A 17,941-nucleotide genomic window follows, 5' to 3' on the forward strand; every position below is an offset into this window, starting at 1 on the left:
CCCGGAAGCAAGAGCTTTCCGGGCCAATCTGCAGGTCCAGCTGATCTTATCAGAAGCAGTCCCTGAAAAGCGCCTTGGTGTTTTCGAGCGTCATGGCAACCGGATTGCCCCCGGCGCTCGGATCTTCGATCGCCATGGCCGACAATTCGTCGATGCGGTCGGGCGCGATTCCCATTGCCGTCAGCGTATCCGGCACACCGAGATCGGAACGGAGCTTCAGCACATAATCGTAGAAGCCGTCGAAACCGCCCGAAATGCCGAGATAGGCGGCCGCCCGGCCGATCTTCTCCTCGATGACAGCGCGGTTGAAGCGCAGCACCGCCGGCATGACAACCGCATTGGTCATGCCGTGATGGGTGTTGTAGACCGCGCCGATCGGGTGCGACAGCGCATGGATGGCGCCGAGCCCCTTCTGGAAAGCGACCGCGCCCATGGCGGCGGCGGCCATCATGTTGGCGCGGGCTTCGAGATCGGTCCCTTCTCTATAGGCGCGCGGCAGGAATTCCTTGACGAGGCGCATGCCTTCGAGCGCGATGCCGGCCGACATCGGGTGATAGAAGGGCGAGGAATAGGCCTCCAGGCAATGGGCGAAGGCATCCATGCCGGTGCCGGCGGTGATGATCTTCGGCATGCCGACCGTCAGTTCCGGATCGGAGATGACGACGCCTGGCAGGAACTTCGGATGGAAGATGATCTTCTTCACATGTGTGACGGAATTGGTGATGACGCTGGCGCGCCCGACTTCCGAGCCGGTGCCGGCCGTCGTCGGCACGGCGACGATCGGGGCGATGCCTTCGAGGCTCGCGCGTGTCCACCAGTCGCCGATATCCTCGAAATCCCAGACTGGCCGGCTCTGGCCGGCCATGAAGGCGACGCACTTGCCGAGATCGAGACCGGAGCCGCCGCCAAAGGCGACGACACCGTCATGGCCGCCATCCTTGAAAGCCTTGACGCCGGCCTCGAGGTTCTTCTCGTTCGGGTTCGGATCGACATCGGCAAAGATCGCCCGGCCGAGACCGGCATCTTCGAGGATATCGAGCGCGTTCTTGGTGATCGCCATCGAGGCGAGGCCTCGGTCGGTGACGAGCAGCGGCTTTTTGATGCCAAGGCTCTTGCAGGCGTCGGCCAGTTCCTTGATGCGGCCCCGGCCGAGCTTGACCGATGTCGGATAGCTCCAGTTTGCAGTGATGTTGCTGCTCATGCTGTGACTTTCTTCAGGTGGAAGGATTTCGGGCGAGTCAGATTCTGGAAACCGATGATCGAGAGCGAACCGCCGCGGCCGGTCTCCTTGACACCGGTCCAGCAGAGCGCCGGATCGAGATAGTCGGCGCGGTTCATGAAGACGGTGCCGGTTTCGATCTCGCGGCCAAGCCGCGCCGCCCGCTCGACATCCTTGGTCCATAGCGAAGCGGTCAGCCCGTACTGGCTGTCGTTCATCAAGGCCAGTGCCTCTTCGTCGCTCTTCACCTTCATGATGCCGACCGCCGGGCCGAAGGTCTCCTCGCGCATGAAGGCCATGGAATGGTCGACATCGACGAGGACCTGCGGCGCGAGATAGGCGCCGCCGTCATCCTGTGGGAAAAGCTTGGGGTCGACAAGCGCCTTGGCGCCCTTGGAAACCGCATCGGCGATCTGCTCGCGCACGACCTTGGCGAAGCGCTTGTTCGCCATCGGCCCGAGCGAAGTCTCAGGATCGAGCGGATTGCCGAGCTTGTAGTTCGACACCCAGGCGACCGATTTCTCGACGAAGGCATCGTAAAGAGACTCATGCACATAGATGCGCTCGATGCCGCAGCAGCACTGGCCGGAATTATAGGTCGCGCCGTCCATCAACGTGTCGACGGCCGCATCGAGATCGGCGTCTTCCATGACGTAGCCCGGATCCTTGCCGCCGAGTTCGAGGCCGAGGCCCGTGAAGGTGCCGGCGGCGGCCCGCTCCATCGACCGCCCGCCTTCGACCGATCCGGTAAAGTTGACGAAATTGAAGCTGCCGGCGGCAATCAGCGCCGAGGTCGTCTCATGGTCGAGGAAGACGTTCTGGAACACATCCTCGGGAACACCGGCCTCGATAAAGGCCTGCACCAGCCGTTCGCCGACGAGCAATGTCTGCGAGGCATGTTTCAGCACCACCGTATTGCCGGCCATCAGCGCCGGCGCGATCGTGTTGATCGCCGTCATATAGGGGTAGTTCCAGGGTGCAACGACGAAGACGACGCCATGCGCTTCGCGTTCGATACGGCGCTCGAAACGGTCGCTCTCCTCGACGACAACAGGTGCCAGCGCACCCGCCGCAATCGACGCGACATAATTGGAGCGCTCGTTGAAGCCCTTGTATTCACCGCCGTATTTGATCGGCCGGCCCATCTGCCAGGCAAGCTCCGGCACGACGACGTCGGACATTTCGTTCAGCCGTGCGGCGCCTTTCAGGACAAGCTGGACACGCTCTTCAAGCGGTCGCCTCGCCCAGGCCTTCTGCGCCTTGCGGGCGCGCGCCACCACGTCCTTGGCGGCGTCGAGCGAAAGTGCCGGGCGCTCCGCGTAAACCGATCCGTCGACCGGTGAAATGCATTGGATCATTGCCATGATCGATTTCCTGTCCTCGTATTCATCAAAAATTGAGTGAGGCCGCAGCCCCTCATCCGCCTGCCGGCACCTTCTCCCCGCTTACGGGGAGAAGGGATATGCAGCACCGTTTTCCTCAACCGCCAGCCCCGCAAGGGCACGTCCCCTCCCCGTTTCTACGGGGGGAGGGTTAGGGTGAGGAGCAATCCCGCGAAATCCGTATTAAGCTCTTTCGAAACCCCGCGCCACTTCCCAATCGGTGATGCGGCGATCGTATTCTTCCTGCTCCCATTCGGCAGCACGGGTGTAATGGTCGATGACGTCGTCGCCGAAGGCTTTGCGCAGCATCGCCGATTCCGTCATTTCAGTCGTTGCCGCGCGCAGCGTGCGCGGAATTTCGCGAATGTCCTTGCCGCCATAGGCGTCACCGACGAACGGAGCTTCGAGCTCCAGCTTGTTCTCGATGCCGTCGATACCGGCGGCAAGCAGCGCGGCGAAGGCGAGATAAGGATTGAGATCGGAGCCTCCGACGCGGCATTCGATACGGATTCCCTTGGTCTCCTCGCCGCAGAGGCGGTAGCCGGCAGTGCGGTTGTCCTTGCTCCAGATCGCCTTGGTCGGTGCGAAGGTGCCGGCCATGAAGCGCTTGTAGGAATTAATGTAGGGCGCCAGGAAATAGGTGATCTCGCTCGCATGGGCGAGAAGCCCGGCGATGTAATTGTGCATTAGCGGCGACATGCCGTATTTGCCGGTGTGATCGAAGAACAGCGGCTTTTCCTCGAGGCTCCAGAGCGACTGGTGGATATGCGAGGAGCTGCCGGCGGCATTGTAGTTCCACTTGGCGAGGAAGGTGATGGCCTTGCCCTTCGACCAGGCGATCTCCTTGCAGCCGTTTTTGATGATCGCATGCCGGTCGGCCATGGCGAGCGCGTCGGCATAGCGCACGTTGATCTCCTCCTGACCGGCGGAAGCCTCGCCCTTGGAGTTCTCGACCGGAATGCCGGCGCCCTGCAGCCCGGTGCGGATCGCCCGCATCACCTCTTCTTCCTTCGTGGTCTGGAAGATGTGGTAGTCCTCGTTGTAGGCGCTGGCGAGCTTCAGGTTGCGGTAACCCGAGGCATGCGCCGCCTCGTAGCTCTGGTCGAACAGAAAGAATTCCAGCTCGGAGGCCATATAGGCCTTCATGCCCATGTCTTCGAGGCGCTTCACCTGCTTCTTCAGGATCGCACGCGGCGAATGGGCGACTTCCTCATGCGTGTGATGGTCGAGCACGTCGCAGAGTACGAGCGCCGTGCCCTCGAGCCAGGGAATGCGGCGCAGCGTCGCAAGATCCGGCTTCATCGTATAATCGCCGTAACCCTTCTCCCAGCTCGTCGCCTTGTAGCCGGAGACGGTCTCCATCTCCATGTCGGTGGCTTGCAGGTAGTTGCAGCTGTGCGTTTCCTTCCAGGCGCTTTCGACAAAATATTCGGCCTGGAAGCGCTTGCCCATCAGCCGCCCCTGCATGTCCACCTGGCAGGCCAGAACGGTGTCGATGCGCCCTTCGGCAACATCCTTCCTGAGATCGTCGATTGTATAGCTGCTGCTCATGAGTGATCCGCCTGAAATTGGGATTGAAAAAATCGGGGCAACAAAATCGCATGCGCCCGGCCTAGTGTGGCGGCCCGATGCCTTTTCGTTGAACCGGTGATGGGGCCGCAGGAGCGGCCCCGCCATTTGAGAGGGAAGCCTCGTTGCTTAACGTTCGCCGCTTTCGCCGACGGCCGCTTCTGCCGCCGCGATTTCGGCCTGGCGCTTCGCCACTTCGGCGCCGATCGGCGGCCCCTTGAAGCGCCGGCTCTCGAAGCCGAACCAGACGATCGCCGTCAGCAAGAGGAACCCGACGGTAACGTAAAGCGCAGCACCGTTCGGCGGCTGGACTCCGAGAACGAAGATCAGGACCATCGCGATGATCGAGAGCACGGCAAAGAGCTTGAAGAGGCCTTCGCCGAGGTTCCACGGGCCCATCTTGTCCCACTTAGACGTACCCCAGGCGAAGAGGCCGAGCGTTATCGGGATCGCAAAGGAGAAGAACAGGAAGATGACCGTGCACGAAACTACGATCGTGTAAACCGGCGTATCGCCGATTTTCACGAAGTCGAGTGAGGTGAACCAAACGAACAGAACCGACAGGATCGATCCCGTCCAGATCGCGGCCACCGGAGTGCGGTATTGCGGGCTGACCTTCGACAGCGCCTTGGCGGCCGGAAGGCCACCGTCACGCGAGAAGGCGAAGATCATGCGCGAGACCGAGGTGACGGTCGCAAGGCCGCACAGCCACTGGCTGACGAAGATCGCTAGATAGAGGATGTCCTTGACGACGGGGTTTACCTGGCTGTCCATCGCCCAGAAGAACACGTTCCAGCCCTGTTTGGCCGCGTCGTCCATGTTCGGCAGCATGAGCACAAAGGCGCACAGCATGATATAACCGAACAGCGCCGACCACAGGACCGAGGCGACCATGCCGCGCGGCACCGAATGGGCGGCCTTGACCGTCTCCTCCGACGTATGCGCCGAGGCGTCATAGCCGGTGATGGTGTAGATCGGCAACAACAGGCCGAGAAGGAAGACCCAGGCGCCCGAGGTCGACGGCCATACGCTACCGCCGACTTCGCCGGAATAGTTGGCGAACGTGAAGAGGCGGCCGAACTCATAGGAAGGGGCCGCGATAAGGCAGACGGCCGCCAGCGCGATCGAGGTTGCGAAGATCAGGTAGCCCGAGAAGTCCGTGAGCTTCGCGGTCAAGCCAATCCCCATGTGGTTTACCAGCGCCTGCGCGCCGGTAATTATGACGAGGAAAATGATCCGCACCGTGATCGTGTCCGTCAGCCCGAGATAAGTGGTGCCGAAGGAGCCCATGAAGAAGTAATAGGTACCGACGTTGATGGCGCCGAGAACGGTGACGAGACCGAGCAGATTGAACCAGGCTGTCAGCCAGCCGGTGAAGCGGTTGCCGAGGATCGAGCCCCAGTGATAGAGTCCGCCCGCCGTCGGATAGGCGGAGCTGATCTGCGCCATGGCGACGGCGAAAACGAGCGAGATGAAGCATCCCACGGGCCAGCCGATGCCGATCGCCGCTCCGCCGGCGCCCGAAGTCGCCTGCGCCAGCGAATTGATGCCGCCGGAGAGAATGCAGATGATGGAGAATGAGACGGCGAAATTCGAGAATGAGCTCATTCGCCGTTCGAGTTCCTGGGCATAGCCCATGGAATGCAGGATGTGCACATCCTGCTTCTTGTCCAGTTCGGTGTAGTCCGACATGACTTCCCCCTGTTGACGAACCGGCCGCGGGATTGCAGGCCGGTTCAGTGCCAATTGCCCGCGGCATTTTCGCCGTGCGGACGTCCGCAGATAAACTGCTCCCTCGGGTCTTTTTTTATTCAGGCTTCCAGGCTGCGCTGGAGAAGCCCTGTCAGATAGTCGGCCATGACCCTTTGGCCGCCATCGTCTGCGACGAGGTCGTTGCGGACCTCGATCATCACATTGCGCAAGCCGTTCGAAAGCCCGTGCAGGATCAGCGTGTGGGTCACGCCGTCCTCCGGCCCATAAGGCTGGTTGCGTTCAGTCCTGTAAAGCGGCGCTTCAGCAGCAGCATCCATCATGCGGTCGGCCAGCCGGCTATCTTCGTCGTGCAGTATGCCAAGTTCGACGGCGCGTTGCCGGCCGTGATAGACCGGCGTGAAGCTGTGCATCGTCACGATAATGCTGTCTTGCCCCCTCGCCCTGCGATCGCGGATCAGCTCGCGAATGGCGTCGTGAAATGGCACGTAGAGCGCATCGGTGCGCGCCAGGCGTTCTTCGGCGGTCAAATCTTTGTTGCCGGGAATGGCATAGATTTCGCTGGTCTCCGGCATGGCGCCCGGTGAACTCGGCGGCCGGTTGCAGTCGTAGATGAGTCGGGAGAAGCGCTGGTAGACGAGCGTTGCGTCGAGTGCTTGCGATATGGCGCGGGCAACGGCGAGCGCGCCGGGGTCCCACGCAATATGGCTCGACAGCGCTTCGCTCGGCAAACCGAGATCGCTGAAGCAGGCAGGAAGCGCATTGGAAGCGTGCTCGCAGACGAGCAACACCGGGCTCTGGCCGCCGACGCGCTCGATCCCGACGCAGTTGCCGTCCGCTTCGCTGAGGATTTTCGGCCGGGCCAGCACCAAAGGCGCCACTCCTATCCATTAATAAAATGTTATAAGAAAAGAATTCTTCAGGTTTCCATCACTGTCAAGCATCCTCTGAAAAATTCTTTTCATGACACCGGTTGACATGGATTATGACAGCGTTGTTAACTTTGGTTGGGAAAGTGGCGCTAGACCATCCCGGGGAGCAAGATTAGGTGACAGTTGCGTCAAAGACGGTTTCGGACGTCATACACTCGCATTTCGGGCTGTTGACGCGCGCCGAAAAACAATTGGCTGAAAGCCTTCTCGACAATTATCCGGTGTCCGGCCTCGGCAGTATTACCACCATCGCCGAGAATGCCGGCGTGTCCACGCCGACCGTCGTGCGCATGGTGCAAAAGCTCGGCTTCAAAGGCTATCCGGATTTTCAGGCGCACCTGCATCTGGAGGTCGAAGCGACGATCTCCAACCCAATTGCCAAGCATGATCGCTGGGCGCAGAATGCACCGGGAACCCATATCCTCAACCGTTTCGCCGATGCCATCATGGGCAATCTGCGCCAGACGCTGACCGATCTCGACACCGCGACCTTCGACAGCGTCGCCTCGCTGCTGTCGGACCGCAAGCGCGGCCTCTACTTCGTCGGCGGCCGCATCACCGGCGCCCTTGCCGAATATTTCTTCACGCATATGCAGGTCATCCGGCCTGCCACGACGCTGCTGTCCTCCAATTCCAGCAGCTGGCCGCAATATGTCCTCAACATGAATGCCGGCGATATCCTGATCATCTTCGATATCCGCCGTTACGAACAGGAGATGGTGAGCCTGGCAACCGCCGCCCGAAAGCGCGGCGCCGAAATCGTCGTCTTCACCGACCAGTGGGGCTCGCCCGCCGCCAAGCTGGCCAGGCATGCCTTCCGTGTGCGGATCGAGGCGCCCTCAGCCTGGGATTCGTCCGTCGTTACTCTTTTCATCGTCGAGGCGCTGATCGAGGCCATTCAGAATTCCACCTGGGATGAGACGAAGGAACGCATGAAGACCCTGGAGGGCTTGTTCGAGCAGACCACGCTTTTCCGCAAACTCGGTTAGGAGGACAAGACTAAAGGAGAGGAAAAACAATGACGGATTTGGCGGAAGTGAGCGATGCAGTCGCAATCGAAACATCTGTCGCAAGCGCCTGCTATCCCGGCAAAATTAACGTCATCCAACCGTCACACAAGCTTCATGTAAGCTGATTAACAGCATCGCCAGACACTGAAAACCCGAAGGAGAACAACAGTGATCTCTAATCTTTCTCGACTCCTGTCGCTTTCTACTGCGATGATCGTGGCTTCGACCGCGATTGCTGCCGCAGAACCGAGCGCTGAACTCATCGCCGCCGCCAAGAAGGAAGGCACGCTGACCACGATCGCCCTTCCGCATGACTGGTGCGGCTACGGCGACGTCATTGCCGGCTTCAAGGCCAAGTATGGTCTCGAAGTCAACGAACTGAACCCGGATGCCGGTTCGGGCGACGAAATCGAAGCCATCAAGGCCAACAAGGGCAACACCGGCCCGCAGGCTCCCGATGTCATCGACGTCGGCCTCTCCTTCGGCCCGTCCGCCAAGAAGGACGGCCTGATCCAGCCCTACAAGGTCTCCACCTGGGACTCGATCCCGGATTCCGCAAAAGATTCCGAAGGCTACTGGTACGGCGACTATTACGGCGTTCTCTCGTTCCTCGTGAACAAGGATCTCGTCAAGGAATCGCCGGCAGACTGGGCAGACCTGAAGAAGAGCGACTATGCAAACACCGTCGCACTCGCCGGCGACCCGCGCACGGCCAACCAGGCCGTCCAGGGCGTGTATGCCGCTGGCCTTTCCGCGTCCGGCGGTGATGCAGCCAAGGCAGGCGAAGAAGGCCTGAAGTTCTTCGCCGAACTCAACAAGGCCGGCAACTTCGTGCCGGTCGTCGGCAAGGCTGCCCCCTTCGCGCAGGGCTCCACGCCGATCATCGTCGCCTGGGACTACAACGCACTTTCGTGGGGTGAAAGCCTGAAGGGCAATCCTCCGTTCGAAGTCGTCGTTCCGAAGACCGGCGTCGTTGCCGGCGTCTATGTGCAGGCGATCTCCGCCTTCGCTCCGCACCCGAACGCTGCCAAGCTCTGGATGGAATACCTCTACTCCGACGAAGGTCAGCTCGGCTGGCTGAAGGGCTATTGCCACCCGATCCGCTTCAACGATCTTGCCAAGAACAACAAGATCCCGAAGGACCTGCTCGACAAGCTGCCGCCGGCAGCAGCCTATGAAAAGGCTGTCTTCCCGACGCTCGAAGAACAGGCTGCCGGCAAGGAAGCCATCACCAAGAACTGGGATTCCGTCGTCGGCGCAGCCGTCAAGTAATCTCCGATCCGGCCTCCCCGCCCAAAAGGCGGGGAGGCTTTCTCACTCCGACGCCCCAGGATGAGCTTTCCATGAGTACCGTTTCAACACCGATGGTAAGCAGCGCCCCCTTGATCAACAAAGACCGCGTGATCGACTGGCTGGGTATTGCACCCTTCATTATTTTTTCCCTGCTGTTCCTGATCATCCCCACGCTTTATCTCGTGGCCGGCGCGTTCCTGACGCCCGAGGGCGATTTCACGCTGAAGAATATCGGCGATCTCTTCACTCCATCCATTATCAGCGCCTACTGGATCAGTATTCGCGTGTCCGTCGCCTCCGCTCTCGGCGGCGCGCTGATCGGCTTCTTCCTCGCCTGGGCCGTCGTGCTCGGCGGCCTGCCCGCCTCGGTGCGCTCGACGCTTCTGACCTTCTCCGGCGTCGCCTCGAATTTCGCCGGCGTGCCGCTCGCCTTCGCCTTTCTCGCAACACTTGGCCGCACCGGGCTCGTGACGGTTTTCCTGCGGGAATGGTTCGGCTTCAATCTCTATGGCACAGGCTTCAACCTGCTGTCTTTCCTCGGCCTCACTATCACCTACATGTATTTCCAGATCCCGCTGATGGTGCTGATCCTGACGCCGGCGCTCGACGGCATGAAGAAGGAATGGCGCGAAGCATCGCAAATCCTCGGCGCCACCAACCGCCAATACTGGACGATGGTCGCCCTGCCGATCCTCTGGCCGAGCCTGCTCGGCACGACTCTGCTGCTCTTCGCCAACGCCTTCGGCGCCATCGCCACCGCCTTCGCGCTGACCGGCAGTTCGCTGAACATCGTGCCGATCCTGCTCTACGCGCAGATCCGCGGAGACGTTCTGCACAATGCCAACCTCGGTTACGCCATCGCTCTCGGCATGATTGTCATCACAGGCGTATCCAACATCCTTTATCTCATGCTGCGCATGCGCGCCGAGCGGTGGCAGAAATGAAAACACAACGTCTCGGAGCCTGGGCTGCCATCATTCTCGGCGCATCCTATTTCATCATCCCACTGATCGGCACCGTCGAATTTTCGCTGCGCATGCGCCGCGGCGAATACAGCCTCGACGCCTATCAGTCGGTTTTCTCGGACATTCAGTTCCGCGAGACCTTCGGCTATTCCATGCTGATGGCGTTGCTCACCATCGTCTTCGGCATGCTGCTCGTGGTGCCGACGGCCTATTGGGTGCGGCTGCGCCTGCCGCAGATGCGTCCGGTCGTCGAGTTCATCACGCTGCTGCCGCTCGTCATTCCGGCGATCGTCATTGTCTTTGGCTACCTCAGAATGTACAATTCGTCATCCTACTTGCCGCTGACGGGTTCGACGACAGGGACTAACGCCCTGCTGGTCTTCTCCTATATCACGCTGTCCCTGCCCTACATGTACCGCGCCGTCGATACCGCCATGCGCGCCATCGATGTCCGCACGCTGACGGAGGCGGCCGAAAGCCTCGGCGCCCGCTGGACGACCATCATGTTCCGCTGCATCTTCCCGAACGTGATGAGCGGCGTACTCTCCGGCGCCTTCATCACGCTGGCGATCGTCATGGGCGAATTCACCTTCGCCGCGCTGCTCAACCGCCCGGCCTTCGGTCCGTACCTGCAGCTCGTCGGCGCCAACAAGGCCTACGAGCCTTCGGCGCTCGCCGTCATCGCCTTCTCGATCACCTGGCTCAGCATGGGCCTGCTCAACCTCGTTTCCCGCTTCGGCAAAGCCCGCCCGGCAAAGGCTTAAGGTAACTGGCTCATGTCCTTTCTCGCACTGAACAACATTCAGAAATCCTTCGGCCCGGTCCAGGTCGTCAAGAACTTCAACATGAACATCGAGAAGGGTGAATTCGTCTCCTTCCTCGGACCGTCGGGCTGCGGCAAGACGACCGTTTTGCGCATGATCGCCGGCTTTGAAACACCGACCGGCGGCACGCTGACCATCAACGGCAAGGACCAGAGCTCGCTGAAGCCGAACCAGCGCAATATCGGCATGGTCTTCCAGGCCTACGCGTTGTTCCCGAACATGACGGTGCACGACAATGTCGCCTTCGGCCTCAAGGTCGCCGGCGCCGCCAAGCCCGAGATCGACGCCCGCGTCAAGGAAATGCTCGGCCTCATTAAGCTCGATCACCTTGCCGATCGCTTCCCTTACCAGATGTCGGGCGGCCAGCAGCAGCGCGTGGCGCTCGCCCGCGCGCTTGCCGTCAAGCCGCAGGTGCTGTTGCTCGACGAGCCGCTCTCCGCACTCGACGCCAAGATCCGCGTGTCGCTGCGCGAGGAAATCCGCCAGATCCAGCAACAGCTCGGCATCACCACTGTTTTCGTCACCCACGATCAGGAAGAGGCGCTGTCGATCTCCGATCGCATCGTCGTCATGAATGCCGGCAAGGCCGATCAGATCGGTTCGCCCTTCGAGATCTACAACACGCCAGCCACGCGCTTCGTCGCCTCCTTCGTCGGCACATTGAACCTCATTGAGGCCAAGGTCGTCGATCCCGATGCCAACCTCATCCAGATCGGCGATCAGAAGATCACGCTGAAGCAGTCGGTCGCAGCCAACAAGGCCGGCGAAACCATCTCGCTGGCGCTGCGCCCGGAAGCCGGCTCCCTCTCCGACAGCGCCAGAAGCGACACCGCGCTGACGGGCCAAGTCGTCTCGGCTCACTTCTTAGGCTCGGTCATCCGCACCCGAATGGATGTCGGCGGCAACGTCATCTCCTTCGACATGTTCAACAGCCCCGGCACCACGCCACCGCAGGCCGGCGAAACCGTGACGCTGCGCTTCATGGCAGCCGACCTGCTGATCATCCGCGACTGATCCGGAAACGCAACTCGTGCGAAAGGCGCCGCCGACGCAGCGCCTTTTTCATTTCAGGCCGCCCGAACTGTCAGAAAAGGTGATGCAGCCATCACGACAAAGCGCTTGAACTCTCCCAGCTTCGTGCCAGAAGTTGAATAAACCAAACGAGCCGGGCAGCCCGCGGCCCGGTATTTTGCGCGAGGGGATATTTCAATGATTACCTGCCACCTGCGCTATGTGATCGATCCATACAAGCTTGCCGAATTCGAGGAATATGCCCGGCTCTGGATTCCGATCGTCAATAGGATGGGCGGCACCCATCACGGTTATTTCCTGCCCTCTGAAGGCGCCAACAACATTGCCGTAGCATTGTTTTCCTTCTCAAGCCTTGCCACCTACGAGGACTACCGCACGCGCATGGCAAGCGATCCGGAATGTCAGGCGGCTTTCGAACTCGCCAAGCGAAACCGCAGCATCGTCAGCTATGAGCGCAGCTTCATGCGGCCCGTCCTCGGCTGATCGAGCCCGCGCCGACTGGAAGCAAAAAGCCCCGCACGCTGGCGGGGCTATTCGTTCCGTCAACCGCTCAGCGGATCGCCCGGTCGTCGGCATCGAAGCGATGCACGCGCGCCTGGTCCGGCGTCGCATAGACGATTTCGTCGGGCTCATACTGGTGCTCGCCGAAGAGGCGCGCCGTCAGCAGGCCACACTGGTCGGATTCCAGATAGATGATCGTGTCGGCGCCGAGATGCTCGACATGCACGACCTTCGCAGCCCAGCTCCCCTGCTCGCGCGACAGCGTCATGTGTTCGGGGCGCACCCCGATCGTCTTGGCGCTGTGATCGCCGACCTTCTCGCCCGGGATGAAATTCATCTGAGGCGAGCCGATGAAACCGGCAACGAAGACGTTGGCCGGGCGATTATAGAGTTCCATCGGCGAGCCGATCTGTTCGATCGCGCCGGCATTCAACACGACGATCTTGTCGGCAAGCGTCATCGCCTCGACCTGGTCGTGGGTGACGTAGATCATCGTCGCCTTCAGGCTACGATGCAGCCGAGCGATTTCCAGGCGAGTCTGCACGCGTAGCGCCGCATCGAGGTTCGACAGCGGCTCATCGAACAGGAAGAGTTCCGGTTCGCGCACGATGGCGCGGCCGATCGCGACGCGCTGGCGCTGGCCGCCGGAAAGCTCTGCCGGCCGACGTGCGAGATAAGGTGCCAGCGATAACATGCCGGACGCCTTGCCGACGCGTTTGTCGATCTCCTCTCTGGAGGTGCCGGCCTGCTTGAGGCCGAGGCCCATATTGTCCTTGACCGTCAGGTGCGGATAGAGCGCATAGGACTGGAACACCATGGCGATGCCGCGTTTGGCCGGCGGCGTCAGCGTTTCGTCGCGGCCGTTGATGACCACGGCGCCCGAGGTGACATCCTCAAGGCCCGCAATGCTGCGCAGCAGCGTCGATTTCCCACAGCCCGACGGCCCGACAAAGATGACGAATTCGCCGTCCCTGACTTCGAGGTCGATGCCTTTCAGCACCTCATGCGTGCCATAGGTCTTGCGGATGGATTTGAGTTGAAGTGATCCCACTGTCTTTCCCTTACAATCTGACCGGCTGGCCGGTGCGCACGCTCTCGTCGGCGGCAAGGCAGATGCGCAGTGACGCCACCGCATCCGCCATATGGCGGTCGAGGTTCAGATCCTCACGGATCGCCCTCAGCATGAAGGCCTGTTCCAGGTCGCAGAGCGCCTGATGACCAGGCTCGCCCGTCATCCTCATGTCCTGGTCTGGCCGGATGAATTTGCCGTCGGGGCCGGTCTCGGCCGTGTGCAGACGGATCACCGACGTCTTGGTGTGGGTGTCGATATCGTCGGACTTGGCGTTCGGATCCATGACGATCGACACCGCGCCGTTCGGCGACATCACGTCCTTGACGAAGAAGGCGGTCTCCGAAATCATCGGCCCCCAGCCGGCCTCGTACCAGCCGACCGAACCATCCTCGAAGAACACCTGCAGATGGCCATAATTATACATGCCGGCGGCAATCTCGTCCGAGAGACGCAACCCCATGCCGCGTACCTCGACGGCTCTCGCATCGGTGATCTGGCACATGACATCGACATAATGCACGCCGCAATCGACGATCGGTGAAGTCGTGCGCATCAGCGACTTGTGCGTCGCCCAGGTCGGGCCGTTGGACTGCTGGTTGAGATTCATGCGGAAGACGTAAGGCGGCCCGAGCTTGCGCGCCTCCTCGATCAGCTTCACCCAGGATGGGTGATGGCGGAGGATATAGCCGATCACCAGCTTGCGTCCCGCCTTCTCAGCTGCTGCGACGACCCGCTCCGCGTCGGCGACGGTGGTCGCCAGCGGCTTTTCCACGAAGACATGACAGCCGGCCTCGAAGGCGGCGACGGCATAATCGGCATGGCTGTCGGAATAGGTATTGATCGAGCAGAGGTCCGGCTTCAGCTCGGCAAGGGCCGTCGTGAAGTCAGGATGAACAGCATAGCCCTGCAGCGCGGGCTCCAGCTCCGGTGTCGAGCGATTGACGAGACCGACGATTTCGAAGCCGGGATTGTTGTGATAGGCAAGCGCATGGCTGCGGCCCATATTGCCGAGGCCGGCAACGAGGACGCGGATCGGTTTCTCCTGGCTCATTTGACGGCTCCCGAGGTGATGCCGCGGATCAGTTGCCGCGAGAAGATGACGTAAAGGACGAGGATAGGCAGGATCGCGAGCGACAAGGCCGCCAGCACCGCATTCCAGTTGGTGACGAACTGGCCGATGAAGATCTGCGAACCGAGCGTCACCGTCTTGGTGCTTTCCGCAGGCGCCAGGATCAGCGGGAACCAGAGGTCGTTCCAGATCGGGATCATGGTGAAGACGGCGACCGTCGCCATGGCCGGGCGCACCAGCGGCAGCACCAGGCGGAAGAAGATCGCATATTCGGAAAGCCCGTCGATACGCCCGGCATTCTTGAGATCGTCCGAAACCGTGCGCATGAATTCCGACAGGATGAAGATCGCCAGCGGTATGCCCTGCGCGGTGTAGACGAGGATCAGCGCCGTCAGCGTATTGACCAGGCCGGCCGCCACCATACCCTGCAGGATCGCCACCGTGCCGAGGCGGATCGGGATCATGATGCCGATCGCCATATAGAGCCCGAGCAGCAAGTTGCCGCGAAAGCGGTATTCCGACAGCGCAAAGGCCGCCATGGCGCCGAAGAGCAGCACCAAGAGGATCGAGACGATCGTGACGACGAAGCTGTTCTGGAAATAGGTGGCGAAATCGCCTTGCCCCAGCACCGTCTGATAGCCGACGAGGCTGAAGGTCGACGGCGTCGGGATCATCAGCGGCTCACGGAAGATCGAGGCGCGATCCTTGAACGAGTTGACGATCGTCAGAAATACCGGAAACAGCGCGACCAGCGTATAGGTGCTGAGCGCCAGGTGCACGAGGCCGGTGCGGATGGGAGATGTGCGTGCCTTGGACATGCGCGCTCCTCAGAACTGGTAGCGACGCATGCGCCGCTGGATGACGAACAGATAAAGCGAGACGCCGGCGAGAATGATGAGGAACATCACGGTGGCGATCGTCGCACCCATCGAGCGGTCGCCGAGCTGCAGCTGGAAACCGAAGAAGGTGCGGTAGAGCAGCGTGCCGAGAATGTCGGTCGACATGTCAGGCCCGGCAAGCGCCCCCTGCACGGTGTAGATCAGGTCGAATGCGTTGAAATTGCCGACGAAGGTGAGGATAGAGATGATGCCGATCGCCGGCAGGATGAGCGGCAGCTTGATCTTCCAGAACTGCGCCCAGCCGGTGACGCCGTCGCATTCGGCAGCCTCGATCACCTCTTCGGGGATGCTGAGAAGCGCTGCATAGATCAGCATCATGGGAATGCCGATATATTGCCAGTTGGAGATCAGCGACACGGCGATCAGCGCCGAACCCGGCTTGCCGAGCCAAGGTGCGAACAGGAATTTCAGGCCGATGAGATCGAGCATCCAGGGCGCGACACCCCAGATCGGTGAAAGGATCAGCTTCCAGATGAAACCGACGATGACGAAGGAGAGCAGCGTCGGCAGGAACATCGCCGTGCGGTAGAAGGCGACACCGCGCAGCTTCGGCACCGAAAGCAGGGCTGCGAGCGCAATGCCGATCGGGTTCTGCACGCACATATGGATGGCGAAGAAGATCAGATTGTTGACGAGCGCGTTCCAGAAATCATGCGCCCAGCGCGGATCGCCGAACAGAACCTTGAAATTCGCAAGTCCGACAAAAGCTGATTGCCCGTCGACCGTGTTGTAAAGCGACAGCCTGAGCGTCTCGATGAGCGGCAGCACCATGACGGCGGAATAAACGATCACGGCGGGCAGCATGAAGACGAAGATGTGCCAGCGCACCGGGCGCTTGATCGGGACGATTTCGGCCGCGTTGTGGGTTTCGCTCATGGCTTTTGCCTTGTTGCTAGATAGATCTTGGAGCCGGGAAGCTGGACTTTTATGCACCGTCAGGGTGCTTCTTCGCTAGGCGAACCGCCATGCCTCTGCGTGACGAAAGACCCCTTCTGGCCTTCCGGCCATCTTCCCCACAAGGGGGAAGAAGACTCGCGGAGCGATTCCCTCCCTGCCGGAACCGCTTATTTGCGGCAGGCTAAACCCCTCCCCTTGTAGGGAGGGGTTGGGGAGGGGTATCACATCACTTGGCCGGCTTGTACCAGCTGTCGAGGCCCTTCTGCAGCTTCTCGGCGGCGACCTTCGGCGTATCCGTGCCGTTGATCACATTGGCCGATTCGACCCAGGTCTCGTTTTCAAGGTTCGGCGTGCCGCGCGACAGGATCTGGTAGGTCGAACGCACGGTCGACTTGTACGGGCCGCGCCAGGAGACGAATTCCTGAGCAAGCGGATCGGACATCTTCACCGGGTTGGAGTTCAGGCTGAAGAAGCCCGGCAGTGCATTGGCGTAGATATCGGCGAACTCAGGCGAAGCGACCCAGCTGAGGAACTTCTTGGCTTCCTCGGCATGCGTGCTCTTCGCGTTCAAGGCGACGCCGATATCGGGATGGTCGGAGATGTAGCCCTGGTCACCGGCCTTCGGAACCGGCGGCGGGAAGGCGCCCATCTTGAACTGCGCCTGCGTGTTGAAGAGCGCAATTTCCCAGGAACCAGCCGGATAGATCGCGGCGCGGCCGAGCGTGAAGAGGTTCTGGCTGTCCGAATAGGTCTGGGCTTCGAAACCGTCACCGAGATAAGGCTTCCACTTGGCAAGCTCCTCAAACGGTTTGACCCACTCCGGATCGGTCAGCTTCTGCTTGCCCGCGATCAGGGCTTCGCGGCCCTCTTCACCCTTCCAGTAGTTCGGGCCGATGTTCTGGTAGCCCATGGTGGCGGCTTCCCAGAGATCCTTCGTGCCCATGGCAAGCGGAATATAGGTGCCATCGGCCTTGATCTTATCGAGGGCTGCGTAGAACTCGTCCTGCGTCTTCGGCACGGAGATGCCGAGCTTGTCGAAGGCATCCTTGTTGTAGATGAAGCCGTGGATGACCGAAGCCATCGGCACGCAGAAGGTCGACTTGCCGTCGTCGGTCGTCCAGGCGGCCTTGGCGACCGGCGAGAAATTCTCCATGCCCGGCAGGCTGGTGATATCGACGAGCTGCTTCTTATTGAAGAGTTCGAGCGAGGCATCGAATGGACGGCAGGTGATGATATCGCCTGCGGAACCGGCATCGAGCTTGGCGTTCAGCGAAGCGTTGTATTCAGTCGGCGCGGTCGGCGAGAAGACGACTTTGATACCGGGGTTTTTCGCTTCGAACGCCGGAATGATCTTTTCCTGCCAGATCTGCAGGTCGTCGTTACGCCAGCTTTCGACGGTCAGCGTGACATCGGCGGCATGGACGAGACCTGCCGACGTCAGCAGGCTTGAGGCAAGCAGCAGGCTTTTCAGAGCAGTGTTTTTCATTTCCCTCTCCTGTTTTTAGCGCCGGAAAGCGCCGTTTTCGATCTGAAACAAGCAATTGGCGTGTATGAGGAAACACCCAAC

16 protein-coding genes are annotated in these 17,941 nt (G+C 60.8%); 6 read left to right on the forward strand and 10 right to left on the reverse strand.

Translation table 11 applies throughout. The annotated features are described in order from the left end of the window. Window positions 1–49 precede the first annotated feature (49 nt). The 5 genes from HJC00_RS11010 to HJC00_RS11030 all read right to left on the reverse strand — a co-directional run bounded on the left by HJC00_RS11010 (window position 50) and on the right by HJC00_RS11030 (window position 6,752). Window positions 50–1,201 (reverse strand): iron-containing alcohol dehydrogenase, encoded by a 1,152-nt coding sequence (locus HJC00_RS11010; protein ID WP_221153415.1) that lies wholly within the window; start codon window positions 1,199–1,201, stop codon window positions 50–52. Next, window positions 1,198–2,583, reverse strand: coding sequence for an aldehyde dehydrogenase family protein (locus tag HJC00_RS11015; protein ID WP_221164011.1), 1,386 nt, complete (start codon window positions 2,581–2,583; stop codon window positions 1,198–1,200). Before HJC00_RS11015 ends, HJC00_RS11010 begins: the two co-directional genes overlap by 4 nt. Before the next feature lie 201 nt (window positions 2,584–2,784). Further along, window positions 2,785–4,152, reverse strand: a complete 1,368-nt coding sequence (locus tag HJC00_RS11020; RefSeq protein ID WP_210630580.1) for a glutamine synthetase family protein — start codon at window positions 4,150–4,152, stop codon at window positions 2,785–2,787. A gap of 147 nt (window positions 4,153–4,299) precedes the next feature. Beyond that, a complete protein-coding gene (locus HJC00_RS11025; RefSeq protein WP_221153413.1) occupies window positions 4,300–5,862 on the reverse strand; it encodes an amino acid permease in 1,563 nt (520 codons plus the stop codon). Between the two features lie 119 nt (window positions 5,863–5,981). After that, the gene (locus HJC00_RS11030) at window positions 5,982–6,752 is read right to left on the reverse strand and encodes an N-formylglutamate amidohydrolase (RefSeq protein WP_210630578.1); all 771 of its coding nucleotides are present in this window, start codon (window positions 6,750–6,752) and stop codon (window positions 5,982–5,984) included. A 176-nt stretch (window positions 6,753–6,928) separates the two neighbouring features. Between HJC00_RS11030 and HJC00_RS11035 the strand changes: the two genes are divergently transcribed. The 6 genes from HJC00_RS11035 to HJC00_RS11060 all read left to right on the forward strand — a co-directional run bounded on the left by HJC00_RS11035 (window position 6,929) and on the right by HJC00_RS11060 (window position 12,419). Further along, window positions 6,929–7,801 (forward strand): MurR/RpiR family transcriptional regulator, encoded by an 873-nt coding sequence (locus HJC00_RS11035; RefSeq protein ID WP_221164012.1) that lies wholly within the window; start codon window positions 6,929–6,931, stop codon window positions 7,799–7,801. A 189-nt stretch (window positions 7,802–7,990) separates the two neighbouring features. After that, complete coding sequence (locus HJC00_RS11040; RefSeq protein ID WP_210630576.1) at window positions 7,991–9,094, forward strand: ABC transporter substrate-binding protein; 1,104 nt, start codon at window positions 7,991–7,993, stop codon at window positions 9,092–9,094. Window positions 9,095–9,165: 71 nt separating this feature from the next. After that, the gene (locus tag HJC00_RS11045) at window positions 9,166–10,059 is read left to right on the forward strand and encodes an ABC transporter permease subunit (protein WP_184459279.1); all 894 of its coding nucleotides are present in this window, start codon (window positions 9,166–9,168) and stop codon (window positions 10,057–10,059) included. After that, window positions 10,056–10,844, forward strand: coding sequence for an ABC transporter permease (locus HJC00_RS11050; RefSeq protein ID WP_210630575.1), 789 nt, complete (start codon window positions 10,056–10,058; stop codon window positions 10,842–10,844). Before HJC00_RS11045 ends, HJC00_RS11050 begins: the two co-directional genes overlap by 4 nt. A gap of 12 nt (window positions 10,845–10,856) precedes the next feature. After that, complete coding sequence (locus tag HJC00_RS11055; RefSeq protein ID WP_210630574.1) at window positions 10,857–11,918, forward strand: ABC transporter ATP-binding protein; 1,062 nt, start codon at window positions 10,857–10,859, stop codon at window positions 11,916–11,918. A gap of 195 nt (window positions 11,919–12,113) precedes the next feature. Further along, window positions 12,114–12,419: an NIPSNAP family protein gene (locus HJC00_RS11060; protein WP_221164013.1), complete on the forward strand. Its 306-nt coding sequence runs from the start codon at window positions 12,114–12,116 to the stop codon at window positions 12,417–12,419. A 67-nt stretch (window positions 12,420–12,486) separates the two neighbouring features. Here HJC00_RS11060 and HJC00_RS11065 read toward each other — a convergent pair whose 3' ends face one another. The 5 genes from HJC00_RS11065 to HJC00_RS11085 form a co-directional block, all read right to left on the reverse strand. Further along, the gene (locus tag HJC00_RS11065) at window positions 12,487–13,488 is read right to left on the reverse strand and encodes an ABC transporter ATP-binding protein (protein WP_210630572.1); all 1,002 of its coding nucleotides are present in this window, start codon (window positions 13,486–13,488) and stop codon (window positions 12,487–12,489) included. Between the two features lie 10 nt (window positions 13,489–13,498). After that, on the reverse strand, window positions 13,499–14,560 hold the full coding sequence (locus HJC00_RS11070) for a Gfo/Idh/MocA family protein (RefSeq protein ID WP_221164014.1): 1,062 nt from the start codon (window positions 14,558–14,560) through the stop codon (window positions 13,499–13,501). After that, a complete protein-coding gene (locus HJC00_RS11075) occupies window positions 14,557–15,396 on the reverse strand; it encodes a carbohydrate ABC transporter permease (protein ID WP_210630570.1) in 840 nt (279 codons plus the stop codon). The genes HJC00_RS11070 and HJC00_RS11075 overlap by 4 nt, the downstream gene beginning before the upstream one ends. A 9-nt stretch (window positions 15,397–15,405) precedes the next feature. Continuing rightward, window positions 15,406–16,353, reverse strand: a complete 948-nt coding sequence (locus tag HJC00_RS11080) for a carbohydrate ABC transporter permease (RefSeq protein WP_210630569.1) — start codon at window positions 16,351–16,353, stop codon at window positions 15,406–15,408. Between the two features lie 247 nt (window positions 16,354–16,600). Then, complete coding sequence (locus tag HJC00_RS11085; protein WP_210630568.1) at window positions 16,601–17,860, reverse strand: ABC transporter substrate-binding protein; 1,260 nt, start codon at window positions 17,858–17,860, stop codon at window positions 16,601–16,603. Between the last annotated feature and the right edge of the window lie 81 nt (window positions 17,861–17,941).

It is taken from the genome of Rhizobium sp. NLR22b, assembly GCF_019685295.1.
GTDB lineage: Bacteria > Pseudomonadota > Alphaproteobacteria > Rhizobiales > Rhizobiaceae > Rhizobium.

Coding starts and splice junctions, on each gene's coding strand:
- HJC00_RS11070 (WP_221164014.1), bottom strand. CDS start 14,560: ATGAGCCAGGAGAAACCGATCCGCGTCCTCGTTGCCGGCCTCGGCAAT.
- HJC00_RS11075 (WP_210630570.1), bottom strand. CDS start 15,396: ATGTCCAAGGCACGCACATCTCCCATCCGCACCGGCCTCGTGCACCTG.
- HJC00_RS11010 (WP_221153415.1), bottom strand. CDS start 1,201: ATGAGCAGCAACATCACTGCAAACTGGAGCTATCCGACATCGGTCAAG.
- HJC00_RS11025 (WP_221153413.1), bottom strand. CDS start 5,862: ATGTCGGACTACACCGAACTGGACAAGAAGCAGGATGTGCACATCCTG.
- HJC00_RS11085 (WP_210630568.1), bottom strand. CDS start 17,860: ATGAAAAACACTGCTCTGAAAAGCCTGCTGCTTGCCTCAAGCCTGCTG.
- HJC00_RS11060 (WP_221164013.1), top strand. CDS start 12,114: ATGATTACCTGCCACCTGCGCTATGTGATCGATCCATACAAGCTTGCC.
- HJC00_RS11020 (WP_210630580.1), bottom strand. CDS start 4,152: ATGAGCAGCAGCTATACAATCGACGATCTCAGGAAGGATGTTGCCGAA.
- HJC00_RS11045 (WP_184459279.1), top strand. CDS start 9,166: ATGAGTACCGTTTCAACACCGATGGTAAGCAGCGCCCCCTTGATCAAC.
- HJC00_RS11050 (WP_210630575.1), top strand. CDS start 10,056: ATGAAAACACAACGTCTCGGAGCCTGGGCTGCCATCATTCTCGGCGCA.
- HJC00_RS11055 (WP_210630574.1), top strand. CDS start 10,857: ATGTCCTTTCTCGCACTGAACAACATTCAGAAATCCTTCGGCCCGGTC.
- HJC00_RS11015 (WP_221164011.1), bottom strand. CDS start 2,583: ATGGCAATGATCCAATGCATTTCACCGGTCGACGGATCGGTTTACGCG.
- HJC00_RS11080 (WP_210630569.1), bottom strand. CDS start 16,353: ATGAGCGAAACCCACAACGCGGCCGAAATCGTCCCGATCAAGCGCCCG.